This window comes from Fretibacterium fastidiosum, from assembly GCF_964642095.1.
Classification (GTDB): domain Bacteria; phylum Synergistota; class Synergistia; order Synergistales; family Aminobacteriaceae; genus Fretibacterium; species Fretibacterium fastidiosum.
In genome coordinates this window covers 1,431,697-1,446,148 of sequence record NZ_OZ209244.1, presented here as the reverse complement: position 1 = coordinate 1,446,148, position 14,452 = coordinate 1,431,697, and the positions used below count along the sequence as shown (strand labels likewise).

Below are 14,452 nucleotides of genomic sequence, written 5' to 3'. Positions count from 1 at the left end.
GCGAGGCGGCGCGGCCAGATGCAGAACGGGCGGGCCTGAGGCTCAGGCCCGCCGCCCCGTCTGCCCCTCGCGGGCAGGTACAGCCCGCTAACCCCGACGCCGCGCGGAGAGGGCCAGAAGCGGCAGGGCCAACGCCAAAGCGCCCAGCCCCACGTCGCACCCGCCGCCGGAGCTGCCGCCGCTCCCCTGGCCGCCCTCCACCTTCACGCTCTTATACCTCGTGGTCAGCAAGGCGTCCCCGCTCACGATCTGCGCTCGCACGCGCAGGCTGATGACCCTGTCCTTCGGAACCTCCACGGCGGGCACCCGAACGCGCGCCGAGTCTCCGCCGTAGCGGAACTCGTGCTGAACGGGCGTGTCGTCGATCAGGACCTCCGGGTCCCAAACCCCCACGTAGTTCCCCTGCGGGTCCTTGATCTGCGCCCTCTTCGCCGCCTCGTCGTAGCGGCACCCCACCAGGGTGAAGGACAGGTCCACGCCGTTGGCGACGCGGTCCGAATCGAGCTGGATGTAGCTCGCGGAGATGCTGGAGCCGGGAGCGTCGTCGGGGCCGCCCGGAGTTTCCGGCTGGCCGGGGCTCGGCGGCTGGTCAGGGCTCGACGGCTGGTCGGGGATGGACGGCTGGTTCGGGGCCGACGGCAGATCCCCATGCGCCATCTGGTAGTCCAGCGCGCCCCTGACGTCCAGCAGGCGACCGCCCGCCACCTTCCCGACGAGGGCGGGCCGGTTCTTCGCCGCCCCCTCGATCAGGGCCGTCCGTATCTGGTACGCCGTGCGCGTCGGGTCCGCGGCCTTCAGCAGGGCCGCCGCCCCCGTCACGTGGGGGGCCGCCATGGAGGTGCCGGCCATCCCGGCTACCCGGATATCGTTGGACAACAGCCAACCCTTCGCCGCACAGGTCGTGCTGAGGATGTTCACGCCCGGCGCCGCGACGTCCACGTAGGCGCCGCTGTAGTTGCTGAAGTCGGCAGCGAAGGTGAGGTCAGTGCTCACGGCCCCCACCGCGATCATGTTGTGCAGTCCCCGGTAGGAGGCGGGGTAGGCGCACTCCCCCTTCTTGTACAGGGGTTCTCCGGTCCCAGGAAGCATCGGGCCATCCCGTGGCGCCGGGGCACCAACCTCCGTCCTCTCGTTTCCGGCAGCGACGACGAGGACGACCCTGTTCGTATTATCCAGGGCCTTGAGCACCTGCCACATCACATCCCTCCCCTGCTCTTCCGGCTTCAGGACGGGAGCGTACCATCCCAGCGAGGCGTTCACGGCCGCCAGCTTCAGGTTCGGCCGGTCCTTCAACAATCCGATCAGGTACTCGACGCCCCTGATCATCCATCCGGTCCAGCCCAGCCCCTTCTCGTTCATGGTGCGGAGGGAGATCAGCCTCACGTTCCAGTTCACGCCCACGACGCCCGTGCCGTTGTTCCCCTTGGCGCCGATGGTCCCCGCCACGTGGGTGCCGTGGCCGTCCTCGTCCTGCCACGAGGGCTTGCGCGGCACGAAACTCCTGCTCAGGGTCCCGTCCACGTTCGCCAGCTCGACGCGCTGCGCGGTCGTGTCGATACCCGAGTCCATCACGGCCACGTAGACGTCGTCGCTCCCCGTCGCGAGGTCCCAGGCCTCAGGCGCCCTGATGGCCTTCAGCCCCCACAGGGCGGGGAAGCCGGGGTCGTTCGGCTCCCTGGCGGACGCCTGCACGACGTAGTTGAGCGACGCGGCCAGCACGTCGTCCCGTTGGAGCAGATTCCGCACCAGGTCCTCCCCGGAGGTGGCGCCGCTCAATCGCACGAAGACGCCGTTTCCCGCCTCGGAGAGGTTTGGGTAGGTCTCCTCCACGCGCGCGCCCACGGCGGCGGCAATGGAGGCCGCGCGGAACGCCTCGCGCCCCGCGCGCACGGACGAGGCCGACACCCTTTCCCCCTCGCCCTTAAAGACCGCCAGGACCTCCCCCGGAACGCAGCGGGCCGCCGCGGCTCCCGTCAGGGCAAACAGCGCAACAAGCGCCAGCACGGAGATCAAAATCGGTCGCAGTTTCCTCAAAACACAGCCTCCTTCTCAGCATATGGGACCGTCGTCGTCTCGGACGATCACATGGCCCGGCACGACAGGACCGTCCCCGTCGTCCTCTCCATCTCCACCCTGACGTAGCGCCGCAGGAAGCGCTGGGCGAACGCCGCGCGATTCATCGGCTGGCCCTTCTCGTCCGCAAAGGCACACTCCGCCAGCAGCGGGCAGACGTACCTCCGCCCCCCCACGGCCAGCGTAAGCTGCCCTCCGTCCAGGCCCTCCAGAGAGCCCGTCGCCTCCCGCACCTCCAGTCGGTCCAGGGGAACGACGGTGCGCTCCCCGTTCGGGCCCATGATCTCGAAGCCCACTGCGGACGGCTTCGGCTCCGGCACACCGACAGGCGCAGGCTCGGCGACCTCCATGACGGCCTCGTCGCCCGAAGCGGGAAGCGCTGTTTCGGCGTCCTGCGGCGCAGCCGTCCCCTCCGCGGCAAGCGACGCCGCCAGGACGACAACCGCAGCGACGCGCAGGGGAAAACCCACCTTCTTCATCGTGTGAACCTCCTCGACCTGCAACGATTGACTTCAACATCCATTACTATTCAATTCATTATACGCCAACCATACGCCAACTCTCCGTCGACTGCGGCCCCGCGGAAAGTCCTCTCATTTTGTCCTATTATAGCGCACTCCGCTTCCCCGCCTGATCCGGACGACCGTCCTGGCTTCGCCTTCGCCTTACGTTTTTCTTCACGGGATTAAAGCTATAATATTAAAAACAACGGGCGTCCGGCAAGGGCCGGCCCCAAGACAAGGCGAGGTGAAGGAGCGATGAAAAGAAATTTAAAGACGCTGCCCATCGGGACGTACAACTTTGAGAAACTGAGGCGGATGAACTGCGTTTACGTGGACAAGACGGCGCGGCTGGTGAAACTCGTCGAGGCGGGGGCATGGTACTTCCTCTCCCGCCCTCGGCGGTTCGGCAAGTCCCTGACCCTCTCGACGCTCGACGCCCTGTTCGGCGGCAAGGCAGAGCTGTTCCGCGGCCTCGCCGCCGAGGCGTGGGCCATAGAGCAGGCAAAACACCCCGCGCCCGTGCTGCGGCTCGACATGAGCATGATGAACGTCAGTGACGTCGCTCAATTTGAAGGGTCCCTTAACAGCGCGTTGACCTGGAGGGCAGAAGATGCGGGCGTGACGCTCTCCAGCCAACAGCCCAGCGATAAGTTTCAAGAGCTTATCCGCGCCCTCCACAGGCAGGGCGGCCCTGTCGTCGTCCTGATCGACGAGTACGACAAGCCCATCCTGGACAAGATCGGCAATCTGGAGGCGGCGGAGGCCATGCGCGACTCGCTCCGCACCCTCTACACCGTCCTCAAGGGCTGCGACGAGTACCTGCGCTTCGTCATGCTGACCGGCATCTCCAGGTTCACGAAGACCGGCGTCTTCTCCGCCATGAACAACCTGATGGACATCTCCATGACGGAGAGCTTCGGCGACGTTGTTGGTTACACGCAGGAGGAGCTTGAACGGGACTTCGCGGACTGGATCGACGACACAGCCGGCAAGATGCGCCTCTCCCGCCAGGAGCTCCTGATGCGGATGAAGGACTACTACGACGGCTTCTGCTTCGACGGCACAACCCGCCTCTACAACCCCTTCTCCATCCTCAACTTCTTCTTCAACGGCCGGTTCTCCAACTACTGGTACGAATCCGGCTCCCCCTCCTTCATCGTCGCCTACATGAAGCGACACGAGATATTGGACCCGGAGGCGTACCGACACCTCGTCGTCAAGGAGAGCTTCGCAAGCTCCCAGGAGATCGAGCGGGCCCGACCGGAGAGCTTCCTCTACCAGGCGGGCTACCTGACCATCGAGAAGTGGGAGGAGCAGTCCCTGACCCTGGACTACCCCAACCGGGAGGTCCTGGACTCCATCGCCGGCATGTACCTGGAGCACGTCTACAACGTGGAGGGGTACAGCTCCATCGGCGCACAACTGTGGAAGGCGCTCAGCAACGGGGAGGTCACCGAGGCCATCCGGCTCTACAACACGGCCCTGGCCTCCATCCCCTACCAGGACCTCGCGCGGCGGGACGAGTCCCTGTACCGCTCCCTGTTCCTGATGCTCCTGCGCGGGGCGGGCATCACGGCCCACGGGGAGGTCCCCACGAACCGGGGGCGAAGCGACGTCCTGGTCCTCTTTCCCCATCGCGTTGTCGTGCTGGAGTTCAAGCTGGCCCGGAGCGCGGGAGAGATCGCGAGGCTTCGGGACGAGGGGCGGAAGCAGATCGAGGAGAAGGGCTACGCTAAGCCCTTCGACGCAGACCGGCGCGCCGTCACCTCCGCCGTCGTCGTCATCGACCTCCAGAAGCACGAGGCGGCGGCCTGTTGAGAGGAAGTGCAGCGATGGGGGGAGCCGCAGAGGCGTGGAAGCTCTTCGTTCAGTTTTTCCGGTTCGGCTGTTTCACCTTTGGCGGCGGGTGGAGCATCGTGGCACAGATGCGCGAGCGATACGTCGAGAAGGAGGGCACGCTGACGAACGAGGACCTTCTGGACCTCACCAGCATCGGACGCAGCCTTCCCGGCACGATGATCGGCAACATCGCCATGTTCTACGGCTACCGGCGCGCGGGGCTTCCGGGCGGCGCGGCCTGCGTGCTGGGGATGGTCCTGCCCCCGACCCTTATCCTGATGGGCGTCACCTGCGCCTACGCCGCGCTGCAGGGCAACGTCTGGGTCCTGGCGGCCATGCGGGGCGTGAGGGCCGCCGTCGTCCCCATCATCCTGAGCGCGCTGGCCGCCATGGTGCGCGGGGCGTTTCGCTTCCCGCCCTGCGCGGCGGTGGCCCCGGTGACGTTCGCCCTCTACGCCTTCCCTGGCGTCAGCAGCGTCTGGCTGGTGCTCCTGGGCGCGGTCTGCGGGCTCCTGATCTGCGAAGGGTACGAGCGGAAGGGGGTGGACCGGCGTGGGACCGGCCGGCCTGCTTGAGCTCTACTGGAGCTTCGTGAAGATAGGCTTCACGAGCTTCGGAGGTTTCTCCATGATCCCGCTCATCTCGAGCGAGATGAGCGCCCACCATTGGATGACGGCCGAGGAGATATCCGACCTCGTCGCCATCGCGGAGATGACGCCGGGGCCGTTGGGGCTGAACTGCGCCACGTTCGCCGGCATGAGGGCGGCCTGGCTGCCTGGGGCCATCGCGGCCAACCTCGGCGCGCTGACCCCCACCTTCACGCTGGGGGCCGTCGCAGCCATCTTCTTCGAGCGCTTCAAGAGCAGCCGCCGCCTGGAGCAGGTCATGGTGGGCGTGCGGCCGGCCTGCATCGGCCTGATCGCCGGGGTGGCGCTCACCCTGGCCATGACGAACTACGCCGAGGGAGGCGCGGCACACCTCCCCTCCCTGGGGCTGGGCGCGCTGGACTCCCTCCTTCTGATGAAGTTCAAGGTCAGCATCCCGAAGGTGATCGGCCTGAGCGCCGCGATGGGGGTCCTCCTGTTCGGCGTCCTTGGGCTGTGAGGCTGCGGCCTCTAAAGAGCGGCTGAACACAAAAGCTCCCGCCCCAAAAAGGAGCGGGAGCCAAACGACGTTTGACCTTCGAGCGTTCTTTACTCCGTTACTCTGCGATCGTGAAGGTCAGGCGAGAAACCAGAACGGTCTCGTCGGCCACGGCCGTGTCCGCATAGGGGATCTTGACCTGAACGAAAGCGTTCCAGTAGCCGGCCTTCACCGGGATGATGTTGATGATGCCATCGAGGCCGGTGCGCCCCCAGAAGCACTTGTACTCGTTGGCGGGGTCGCCGTCCTTCGCTCCACCGGTAAAACCTGCGTACACAGCCTTTACCTCCGCCGTCTTGGCAGGCTTGCCGTCGAGCAGCACCAGCACGGGGAAGCGCTGCCCCGGCTTCACCGTCGCGGGGTTGACCTGGGGCACCAGCTCCAGGCGCTGCCCCACCGGCTTGGTGATGAGGTCCGTGCCGTCGGCGCCGTCCAGGTTCATGACGAGCTTGGCGTACATCGCCGCCTCCTCGGCGTAGGTGGCATCGGCCTTCGTCATCTCCTTGTACTTGGCCTTGTCCGCCTGCTTCCAGCCCTCGGACCCCTTGGCCCAGAAGGTGGGCTTGTAGTTGCCGATCACCAGGTAGTCGCCCTTCTTCAGGTCCGCCTTGACCTCGTAGTGGTAGTTCTTGTCGCCCGCCAGCGCCATCTCCGTCGCGCCCTCCGGCGTGATCAGCTTCAGGGGCTCAAAGAGGTGCGTGCGTTCGTCGGGGATGACCTCGGGATCGGGGAACTCGTGCCCGTAGCCCAGGTCGGCCTTGAGCAGGCCGTCCTTGTAGTCCGCGTTCACCCAGAACTCATGAGCCTCTGCCGTCGCGCCCAGGAAAGCCGCAAAGAGCGCTCCGGCCACCATCACGGAAAAGAACTTGCGCATAGACATCTTCCTCCTTCAATTTCCTTCTCCAAAAATAACTTCCCAAACAACACAACGCACCATGCCGGAGCGCGAGAGACCCGCCCGCCGGTTCTGGCTAATCCTTCTCACTAGTCTTTTTTGGATGGGCACTTATCCCCGCATCCACAGCCGCACCCACCACAGCCCCCTCGCTTAGCGGAGACGACCCAGCCGCGAATCAGGTACCCTGCGGCTGCAAGGGCGATCAGGACAATGGCAAGTTCCTCTACGCCCATGACTCTCAAGCCCCCTCTCCTCGTTCGCTCCCGGCGTGGGTCTGAACCGGGTTTTACATCTTGGTCGCCTGGACCCAGATCACCGCGTCCTGAGAAAGCTCCCTGCCCTCAAACTCCTTGTCGGGGCCCGCACCCAGCGCGGCAAAGCCCCACCAGCCCGCCTTGGGCATGGCGAAGGTGAAGGTCCCGTTGGCGTCGGCTTTGATCGTCAGGGTTACGAAGGCATCGTGCGGCGCTTCAACAGTTGCCTTCTTTTCAAAGCTGTTCTTCTTCATGTCGGGCTTGTGGTTCATGTACTCGACCTCGATCTCTGCAAAGGGAACCGGCTTGCCGTCGCCCTTCACAACACCTCGGAAGACCCCACCAGCCCAGAGCGCGTAGGGCTTATCCAACGGGACGATCTCAGCCTTCAGCCCGATCTCGGCATCCCAATCCGTGGGCAGGCTGCCGTTGTTCACGATCACCTTCGTGATCTGCTGGATGTACGTCTCCTCACTCTGCTCGTAGTAGGGAGCAGGCACCAGGCAGAAGACGTAGTCACCCATGCCCTTCAGCTTGAAGGAGGTCTCGAAGGCCCTGCCCTTGTTCTCCAGGCTGGTCCAGGTGATGGGTTTCAGGGTATCAAGCAGGTCGGTCTTCTTCTCCTTGTTCACGACGAAGAACTCCTGCGGCTTGCCCATATCCATGGTGTGCCCTGCCTCGAAGGGATGCGTGAAAACCAGCTTCAGGGGCACCTCGCCCCCCTTGTCCAGGATCGTCTCGGGGGTGTAGAGCATCTGGAAGTGGGCAGACGCGGGAAGCGCCGCGGCAAACAGCGCGAACAGGGAGAGTACAACGATTTTTTTCATCTAAAGGAACACTCCTTTATTTCCTGATCTTCCGTCGTCCGGGGTACAGGCCCCGGACGAACCAAGCCTCACGAACCCTACTTAATCTCGCTGTCCTTCAAGGTGATGGTGTGGCCGGGGCCACCGTCGAAGGTAACGGAGAAGACGCCCTCTGGCTTCGGGAAGGTCAGCTCACCCTGCTCATCCAGCTTGCCCTCGAAGACGACCTCCTCCTTCTCGTTGGTCACCCGGATGGGGATGTTCGCGGCCGAGGAGCCGTCGGAGAACCCGCCCTCACAGGAGAGCGTCCCATCACCATTGTCCCAGCAGGAGAAGAGCGGGGTGTGAGCCAGAGCGACTCCGGCAAAGGCTACGACAAGGACTGCCGCCAATACGCAAGACAACAACCTTCTGTTCATCTCTGAAAACCTCCATAACATAAAATAATTGTGATGTATGCCAGTCACGCGGTCCCTGAGGATCGCGATCCTGCCGAAAGCAGGCTCCCTGAAGGCAGCACATAACTCATGGCTCAGCTGTAGGTCCGCTTCGTCTTGATCAGCCCCAGGAGAACCGTCAGGGTCAGGGGGATCAGGTAGAACATCCACATCGCCTGGAAGCCGCTCAGGCCAAGAGCGGACCCGCCGGTGAACACCAGCACCGCGGTGAGCAGCCCCAGGAGCAGAGGCATGAAGAAAGCGAAGAGCATCCACCTAGTGGAGCCCGTCTGGACCCGGATGGCCATGATCGTCGGCAGACAGGGCGGGCAGAGGACCATGAAGAGCATCAGGGCCATCGCGTGCAGAGGCGTCAGGTCCCCCTCCTGCTGCTTCATGCGTTGTTCCAAGGTATCAGTATTCTTGCCTGCACCCCCGGCCTCCCCCGGCTCCTTGATGTAGAGGGCCCCCAAGGTGGAGACGCTGTTCTCTTTGGCCGCAAGCGTACTGAGTACGGCGACGTTGACGCGCCAGTTGAAGCCCGCGTACCTCGAGGCGGGCTCAAGGGCTCGGCCGATCTTTCCCAGAAGGCTGTTGTCGATGCGCTCTCTGCGGATAGCCGTCAGGGTATTGGTCCGGAAGAGGACCAGCTTCTTAAGCTCCTTCTCCAGCGCCTTCGCCTCCGGGTCCTTCTTGTTCTGGATGATCTCAAAGAAGTCGGGGTTCTTGAGCCCGTAGGCCTTCTTCTTCTCCGCGGATGCCCCGGACTTGAGCAGTTCCTTGTAGCCCTGTTGGTAGAGGATGAGGCGGAGCACGTCGTCCTCGCTCCTGAGCCCGGAGCCCAGTTTCTTATCTTTCGCCCTGTCGAGGAAGGCCTGGACGGCCCGGTCCTTCTCAGCCTCGTAGTGGGCCTTTCGCTCCGGGGTCAGTCCGGGAAACTGGAGCAGGACAAAGAGGACGACGGCCACGGCCGCGACGACGGTCGTGATCTTGCGAATGTAGAGCCATATCCGCTCGATTGCGCGCCCCAGAACCCCCCGCAGGGAGGGGATGTGGTAGGGCGGCATCTCCATGATAAAGGGGGCTGTCTCCTTGTGTTTCAGCGCCGTCATGGACAGAATCTTGGCGATGGGAAGCACGAAGAGCAGGCTGATCGTCTGAATAAAAACGATGACGATGTTCTGCTGGTTGACTTCTCCAAACAGGGGCAGGCGCACCGTTTCGTTGAAGTAGATGCCGATAAGAAGGAAGTAGAGCGGCAGCTTGGCCTGACAGTTGAGCATGGGCAACGTCAGGATCGTCGCCAGCTTCGACTTCTCATCCGGAATGCCCTTGGTGGCCATGACCGCAGGGACAGCACAGCCCCCCAGGACGACGCCACCCAGGATCATCGGGAGGGTGGACTGCCCGTGCAGACCGAACCGGCTCAGGATGCGGTCCAGGACAAACGCGATCCGCGGCATGTAACCGCTGTCCTCCAGCACCGCGATCAGCGCGAAGAGGATGAAGAAGATCGGGATGTAGTTGAAGAGCGCATTCAGATTATCGACAATCCAGAGGACGAACTCCCGCAACAGGGGCAGCTCAATGAGCCCCGGTTGCGGCAGGACGCTCTCGGCCAGACTTCGGAATCCCGCAAGGACGGGCCAGGTGTAGTGTGTGAGGTTGTAGCCCTGGATGAACGAGAGGTAGTAGAACCCGTAAATGACGACCAGCAGGAAGACGGGGCCGAAGAACTTGTTGCAGACGGCCCGGTCGATCCGCTCGGAGATATGCACCTTCTCTGCGTCCTTCTTGACCACATGGCGGCCTGCGATCGCCGCGGCCCTCCGGCTGCGCTGGCCGGAGACGTAGAGGTCGGCACTCATACCCTTCTCCCGCTCAAAGTGCTCCCGGAGGGCCTCCGCCTTCAAAAGGACCTCCTGAGCCCTGCCCTCGGCCTTCTCGCGCACCAAGGCCGCGACCTCGGGGTCGGCCTCCATCAACTTGACGGCAATCCAGGGAAGGGGGAAGGTCTCCCCGAGGGACGCGCCGGCCAGCAGGGCCTCCAGCTCCCGCAGGGCGTCCTTAAGGTCGGGGTAGAGCTCGGCTGTGGCCAGACTCGTCCGCGCACTGGAGCGGGACATGTCGGCAATCGCTCTGAGCAGGTCCTCCCGTCCGCGCCCCTGGGTGATGGCTGTCCCAATGACGGGGACGCCCAGCTCCTTTGAGAGCCCTGCGGCGTCCACCGTGATCCCCAGGTTCTCGGCTACGTCCATCATGTTGAGGTCAAGCACGAGGGGGATTTCCATCTCCAGAAGCTGAATTGTCAGGTACAGGCTGCGCTTGAGGTTCGCGGCATCCATGACGTTCACGACCGCTGAAAGCGGCTCGCCCAGAAGGACGCCGCGAGAGACACGCTCCTCTGGCGAATAGGACGTCAGGCTGTAGGTCCCCGGAAGGTCAACCACTTCCACCGACTCTCCGTCCCTCCTGTACCAGCCCATCATCTTATCGACGGTCACCCCGGGGTAGTTGGCCACAAACTGTCTTGCGCCCGTCAGACTGTTGAAAACGGTGGATTTTCCGCAGTTCGGCTGCCCCGCAAGGGCCACAATCTTTTTGCCCATTTTATTCATCTTGCCCATTATTAAGCTTCTTCATCTTCACGAAATGAGCTTCCTCATAGCGCAGGTTGACGAGTGCACCCTCGGCGTCAACCTCAATGGGATCTCCCAAGGGCGCCCTTCGAACGACCCTGGCTGCGACTCCGGGATAGAGCCCCATATCAACCAGCCTCTGGGCCAACATCCCCCTGCCCTTAATCCCCACGACCATCCCCGACTCACCCGGGGCAAGCTCCGCAAGCGTCACTTCGCTCATCGTTCCCACCCAATCTGCGCTAGAATTCAAAACGTGACGTCAAAACACCCGACCCGGAGGCGTTCCGCCAAGTCGGGCCAGTCCTGACAGCCAGTGCCCATTCCACATCCAAATGTCCGTCTCTAAGCCTCCCCGACCAGGAGAGTCATCGCGATCTCGTGGTCCAGAGCCAGGCAGCTCTCGCCCTCCATCACCTTGACGATGACATCCCCGTCCCGATCCTGCAGCAGAGTGAGGATACTCCCCTCCCCCAACCCAAGGCTCTCAAGGCGTTTGGACATCCCTGGATTGCTCCCGGCCTTCATGACCTTCAGCTTCGTATTGACCGGAGCCACATGCAAGGGAAACACACCTACCCCTCCTTCCAGGGCACGTCATCAATTAAGCCGGATTACAGCGGCATCAAATACAAATAACACCCGGGAAAATCAGCAACTCGCTTGTCTTGACATACTCCCACGAATAAACTCGTGGGATTCTAAGATCGACAAAGACAGCCGACCGAAGCCGGTCTTACGTCTTCTCCCTTAAAGAGTGGATGCCCCACTCTTTGCCCCAAGTATTCTGAGTTTGTTCTTGGGCGTTGGATATTTTACGTTTGGAACTTCCCCAAACAACCCGATATATCGAGTTTTCAAGATACGTTGTACCCCCAAAAGGGGACAGGTTGGCACGGGATTTCACCCCACGTTACCAGTTACCAAATACAGTATATTCAGAGAAACAAAAGCAAAGGCGAACGCCGACAAGTTGGCGGCGTTGTAACTTTCAGCCCGCGACTTTAGTCGCGGGCTTTCTCGTTGCACTGTCGTAACGTGCCACCGTTGCACGACATTGTTTCCTCGATATTATTTCAAGCGCACAGAAAACCCTCGCATTAATGCGTTAAAATGATAGAATCAATAAAAATCTTTGCCGCTTGTGCTCAACTGGTTTATCTAAAAAGACGACAAACAGCCTTTTGTCTCTTAACAGCCCACAACAATTCCCAGCCCTGCAACAAGCTCTTCTCGCCCTGTCAGGCCGGTTACCGAACCTTTCACTGCGGATTATAAAAGGCTTTATCAGAGCTCAAGCCCTCGTTGCACAGGTTAAGCTGGCATCTAATCTTCCCTCCGTCAGATGCGGAAGAAAATGAGCAAACACCGCCTCTGCTAAACACTAAAAATGTTACCTCCCGAAATTGGACGATCGTCGTATCCCGTTCGATCGTTCTCAAAAAGCATCGACAAACAACACATAAGTTACTTAAAACTAATTGCTGTTAGTATAGACATTCTCGCAGTGCCTGTCAAGCCCGGAAGGGGAACCCCAATCCACGGGAACGCAAAGCGCGGGCAAAGTAAAGGGCCAGGCAGAGGAAAAGTTTTAAAAAATGGGCTGTTCACCCCTCCGCTGCCTTCAAATACGGAAATATCTTCCCGTTCTCACAATAACCCCGTCAGCGTGAGCTCGCACCCACACCCCCTCTCGCCTATTGGCCCGGCGTTCTCCCGCTCATTCCAGCGAGATAGCCAATTTCTCAAGCTTCCGGTACGCTCCCAGAAACCAACTCCCCACAACTCCCCCTTTCACCTGCAGCACCATGCGGCGCGCATGGCGCACCATACGCCCTATGCTCGTGTAAAACAAAAATCGCAGCGTCCTGGGACGGTAACTCCTCAACGCTTCAGGCAGAAGCAGACGCTTTAACAAACTGTGCAGCGACAGAGACAGCACCGACACATTCCACCAGAACGCGTTCGACCCAAATCGGTGCGAGATGACGTGCCCGCCGCCCAGGTCCTCCTTCAGGATACGGTGCACTTCCTCTGACTTGCCGCACCGCTCACGATACCACCGGATTACCGCTCCTCCCTCCCAATCCAACAGGTTCGTCACGATACCAAACACCTTGTATACGTGGCCGCTAAGCTCCGTCAGATGCAGCTTCTTCACCTTGGCGTTCTCAGACTCCAGATCGTCGATCAGCTCCGGTATGAACAGCTGCCGTGAGTCCTGCAGCTCCTGAGACAGTCGAAGCTTCTTTCCCGATCCCTCCAACTCGAATGCCTCGCGAATGGCAAGAAAACGGTACGTCGGACCTTTCTTGTCGAGACTCAAAGACTGTGGCGCATAGACGACCTCCGCCCATTCCTGGCCGTTGCCCAAAGGGCGCCAATCCTTCTCACAAACTGCCTCCACCGCCTCCCTGAAATCCCTGTATACAGGACACGAGATCGCAAACTCGATCACCCCGAAACGCGCATCCTGACCCTCTGCCAGATAGCGCAAAAGACGCGTCTGGTAACCCGCACTGTCCGAACGGTACCTCACCTTCCTCACTCCCGCAGGAAGATGCGCCAGTACCCCCTGCAGCTGCTCCAGCTGTCCGTGCCCAGGCTTCACATTCCCGTCCCGGTATTCCGTCGCCACAGGCAGGTCGTACTCCGGACAGTACACGTTCAACGCCTCATAACTCCGTTTCCCCTGGTAGTTGTACAACGCCCCGCTCGTCTCCGTCTCGATGAACGTCGCGTCCTGGTCCAGCGTCAACTCCTCCTGCGCAGACGCCTCGAACGCGCACCTCAGAAGATGGCGGTGCACCTCCTCAAATCCCCTCAGCGCCTCATTCGATGCCGGGACAAAGGAACGGCCATGGCCCCGCTCCCAGTCCTCCGATTCGTTGTGAAAACAGCTGGCGTAGTCCCGGGCCGACGTCGGAGATGGAAACGGCAGGGGGAGTTTCTTCAGCCCCGCCTGCTCCTTCAAAAACTTCAGGTGTTCCACGGCTCTGCCGCCGCTGAGGTTCAGCAGGACCATCGACAGAAGCTGCTCGGAGTCCCGGTACCCTTTGTCCTTCCTGATTCCTATGAAAGTATCGATGACTTCGTCAAGATGGAGCCGATTCCAAAGTTCGATAACGGGGAAAAGGCCGGCAAAAGGGGTGATGTCCTGCATCTTGTCCGTCGTCTTAACCTCGATTTTTGGTCGTCTGTATGGCATAATGGTCTTCGCACCTCGCAGGTGATGGCTTATTGTTTGGTGACTTAAGCTTAACACTGTTTTTGCAAACAGTCCCTGCAAGGTGCTATTTTTTTGCCCGCGGGTTGGGGAAATATTCTGATTAGAGGGCTGTCGCCTCCTGTCGGCAGTATAAAATTTGAGCTGGTAGGGCGGGACGCGCCCAAACCGGAGTTGCAGAACTCCTACGCCTGTGGAGATTGTGTAAGACCTTTCAACTGCGAAAGGCTGTGGTCTGCGAAGCAGGAAGCCCCAGGCTTTAGCCGTGGGGAGCTGTCACGGTTCCACGCTGGTCCTGGACAACCTGGGCGGTGCGGACCAGTCGGGCTACTCCGGGTTCAAAGGTGTAGTGAACCGGCACTGGGGCAGCATTATTTCGTCGGCGTTGTTGGTGTCGCTCTTGGGAGCCGGTGTTGAGATTGCCGCCCCTACGAGCAATGGTGACCGCGACAAGGAAGACCCGCGCTCCATCCTGGCGGAGAACGCGGCCAGTGCCGTTGCAGAGGCTATGTCTCAGATCATTCAGCGGGAGGTCAACCGGCAGCCGACCATTAAGATAAAGCCAGGCTACCGCTTTATGATCTTTGTTCAGAGGGATATCCTTTTCCCAGCAGCGTGGCGGTAGAATAGTACT

General features: G+C 61.4%; 13 protein-coding genes. 4 read left to right on the top strand and 9 right to left on the bottom strand.

Annotation, left to right across the window (positions count from 1 at the left end; translation table 11 throughout):
- Positions 1–87: 87 nt before the first annotated feature.
- Together ACK28C_RS06265 and ACK28C_RS06260 are read right to left on the bottom strand one after the other, a co-directional pair.
- Complete coding sequence (locus ACK28C_RS06265) at positions 88–2,034, bottom strand: S8 family serine peptidase (RefSeq protein ID WP_208873000.1); 1,947 nt, start codon at positions 2,032–2,034, stop codon at positions 88–90.
- Between the two features lie 47 nt (positions 2,035–2,081).
- On the bottom strand, positions 2,082–2,552 hold the full coding sequence (locus ACK28C_RS06260; RefSeq protein WP_015556432.1) for a hypothetical protein: 471 nt from the start codon (positions 2,550–2,552) through the stop codon (positions 2,082–2,084).
- 279 nt (positions 2,553–2,831) lie between these two features.
- On the opposite strand from ACK28C_RS06260, the gene ACK28C_RS06255 reads away from it, so the two are divergent.
- From ACK28C_RS06255 to ACK28C_RS06245, 3 genes are read left to right on the top strand one after another with little or no spacing between them, the layout of a single operon-like run.
- Complete coding sequence (locus ACK28C_RS06255; protein WP_015556431.1) at positions 2,832–4,394, top strand: ATP-binding protein; 1,563 nt, start codon at positions 2,832–2,834, stop codon at positions 4,392–4,394.
- 14 nt (positions 4,395–4,408) lie between these two features.
- Positions 4,409–4,990 (top strand): chromate transporter, encoded by a 582-nt coding sequence (locus ACK28C_RS06250; RefSeq protein ID WP_015556430.1) that lies wholly within the window; start codon positions 4,409–4,411, stop codon positions 4,988–4,990.
- A complete protein-coding gene (locus ACK28C_RS06245; RefSeq protein ID WP_208872996.1) occupies positions 4,968–5,519 on the top strand; it encodes a chromate transporter in 552 nt (183 codons plus the stop codon). Before ACK28C_RS06250 ends, ACK28C_RS06245 begins: the two co-directional genes overlap by 23 nt.
- Positions 5,520–5,616: 97 nt before the next feature.
- On the opposite strand, the gene ACK28C_RS06240 is transcribed toward ACK28C_RS06245, so the two are convergent.
- From ACK28C_RS06240 to ACK28C_RS06210, 7 genes are all read right to left on the bottom strand, one after another.
- Positions 5,617–6,432: a DUF4198 domain-containing protein gene (locus tag ACK28C_RS06240; RefSeq protein ID WP_015556429.1), complete on the bottom strand. Its 816-nt coding sequence runs from the start codon at positions 6,430–6,432 to the stop codon at positions 5,617–5,619.
- A 310-nt stretch (positions 6,433–6,742) separates the two neighbouring features.
- A complete protein-coding gene (locus ACK28C_RS06235) occupies positions 6,743–7,537 on the bottom strand; it encodes a DUF4198 domain-containing protein (RefSeq protein WP_015556428.1) in 795 nt (264 codons plus the stop codon).
- A 77-nt stretch (positions 7,538–7,614) separates the two neighbouring features.
- Positions 7,615–7,935, bottom strand: a complete 321-nt coding sequence (locus ACK28C_RS06230; protein WP_208872992.1) for a hypothetical protein — start codon at positions 7,933–7,935, stop codon at positions 7,615–7,617.
- Between the two features lie 113 nt (positions 7,936–8,048).
- Positions 8,049–10,562, bottom strand: coding sequence for a ferrous iron transport protein B (gene feoB, locus ACK28C_RS06225; RefSeq protein ID WP_208872990.1), 2,514 nt, complete (start codon positions 10,560–10,562; stop codon positions 8,049–8,051).
- A gap of 1 nt (position 10,563) precedes the next feature.
- Entirely contained in the window at positions 10,564–10,815 is a 252-nt protein-coding gene (locus ACK28C_RS06220) for a FeoA family protein (protein ID WP_015556426.1), read from the bottom strand.
- 122 nt (positions 10,816–10,937) lie between these two features.
- On the bottom strand, positions 10,938–11,165 hold the full coding sequence (locus ACK28C_RS06215; RefSeq protein WP_208872988.1) for a ferrous iron transport protein A: 228 nt from the start codon (positions 11,163–11,165) through the stop codon (positions 10,938–10,940).
- Positions 11,166–12,312: 1,147 nt separating this feature from the next.
- The gene (locus tag ACK28C_RS06210; protein WP_409151925.1) at positions 12,313–13,800 is read right to left on the bottom strand and encodes a hypothetical protein; all 1,488 of its coding nucleotides are present in this window, start codon (positions 13,798–13,800) and stop codon (positions 12,313–12,315) included.
- A 283-nt stretch (positions 13,801–14,083) separates the two neighbouring features.
- Here ACK28C_RS06210 and ACK28C_RS06205 point away from each other — a divergent pair, with 283 nt between their 5' ends.
- Positions 14,084–14,443, top strand: coding sequence for a TrbI/VirB10 family protein (locus ACK28C_RS06205; protein WP_208872986.1), 360 nt, complete (start codon positions 14,084–14,086; stop codon positions 14,441–14,443).
- The last annotated feature ends 9 nt before the right edge of the window (positions 14,444–14,452 follow it).

What these genes read in the sequence shown, in the direction of transcription:
- ACK28C_RS06250 (WP_015556430.1), top strand. Translation starts at nt 4,409, where the DNA reads ATGGGGGGAGCCGCAGAGGCGTGGAAGCTCTTCGTTCAGTTTTTCCGG.
- ACK28C_RS06260 (WP_015556432.1), bottom strand. Translation starts at nt 2,552, where the DNA reads ATGAAGAAGGTGGGTTTTCCCCTGCGCGTCGCTGCGGTTGTCGTCCTG.
- ACK28C_RS06240 (WP_015556429.1), bottom strand. Translation starts at nt 6,432, where the DNA reads ATGCGCAAGTTCTTTTCCGTGATGGTGGCCGGAGCGCTCTTTGCGGCT.
- ACK28C_RS06220 (WP_015556426.1), bottom strand. Translation starts at nt 10,815, where the DNA reads ATGAGCGAAGTGACGCTTGCGGAGCTTGCCCCGGGTGAGTCGGGGATG.
- feoB (WP_208872990.1), bottom strand. Translation starts at nt 10,562, where the DNA reads ATGGGCAAAAAGATTGTGGCCCTTGCGGGGCAGCCGAACTGCGGAAAA.
- ACK28C_RS06255 (WP_015556431.1), top strand. Translation starts at nt 2,832, where the DNA reads ATGAAAAGAAATTTAAAGACGCTGCCCATCGGGACGTACAACTTTGAG.
- ACK28C_RS06210 (WP_409151925.1), bottom strand. Translation starts at nt 13,800, where the DNA reads ATGCCATACAGACGACCAAAAATCGAGGTTAAGACGACGGACAAGATG.
- ACK28C_RS06230 (WP_208872992.1), bottom strand. Translation starts at nt 7,935, where the DNA reads ATGAACAGAAGGTTGTTGTCTTGCGTATTGGCGGCAGTCCTTGTCGTA.
- ACK28C_RS06235 (WP_015556428.1), bottom strand. Translation starts at nt 7,537, where the DNA reads ATGAAAAAAATCGTTGTACTCTCCCTGTTCGCGCTGTTTGCCGCGGCG.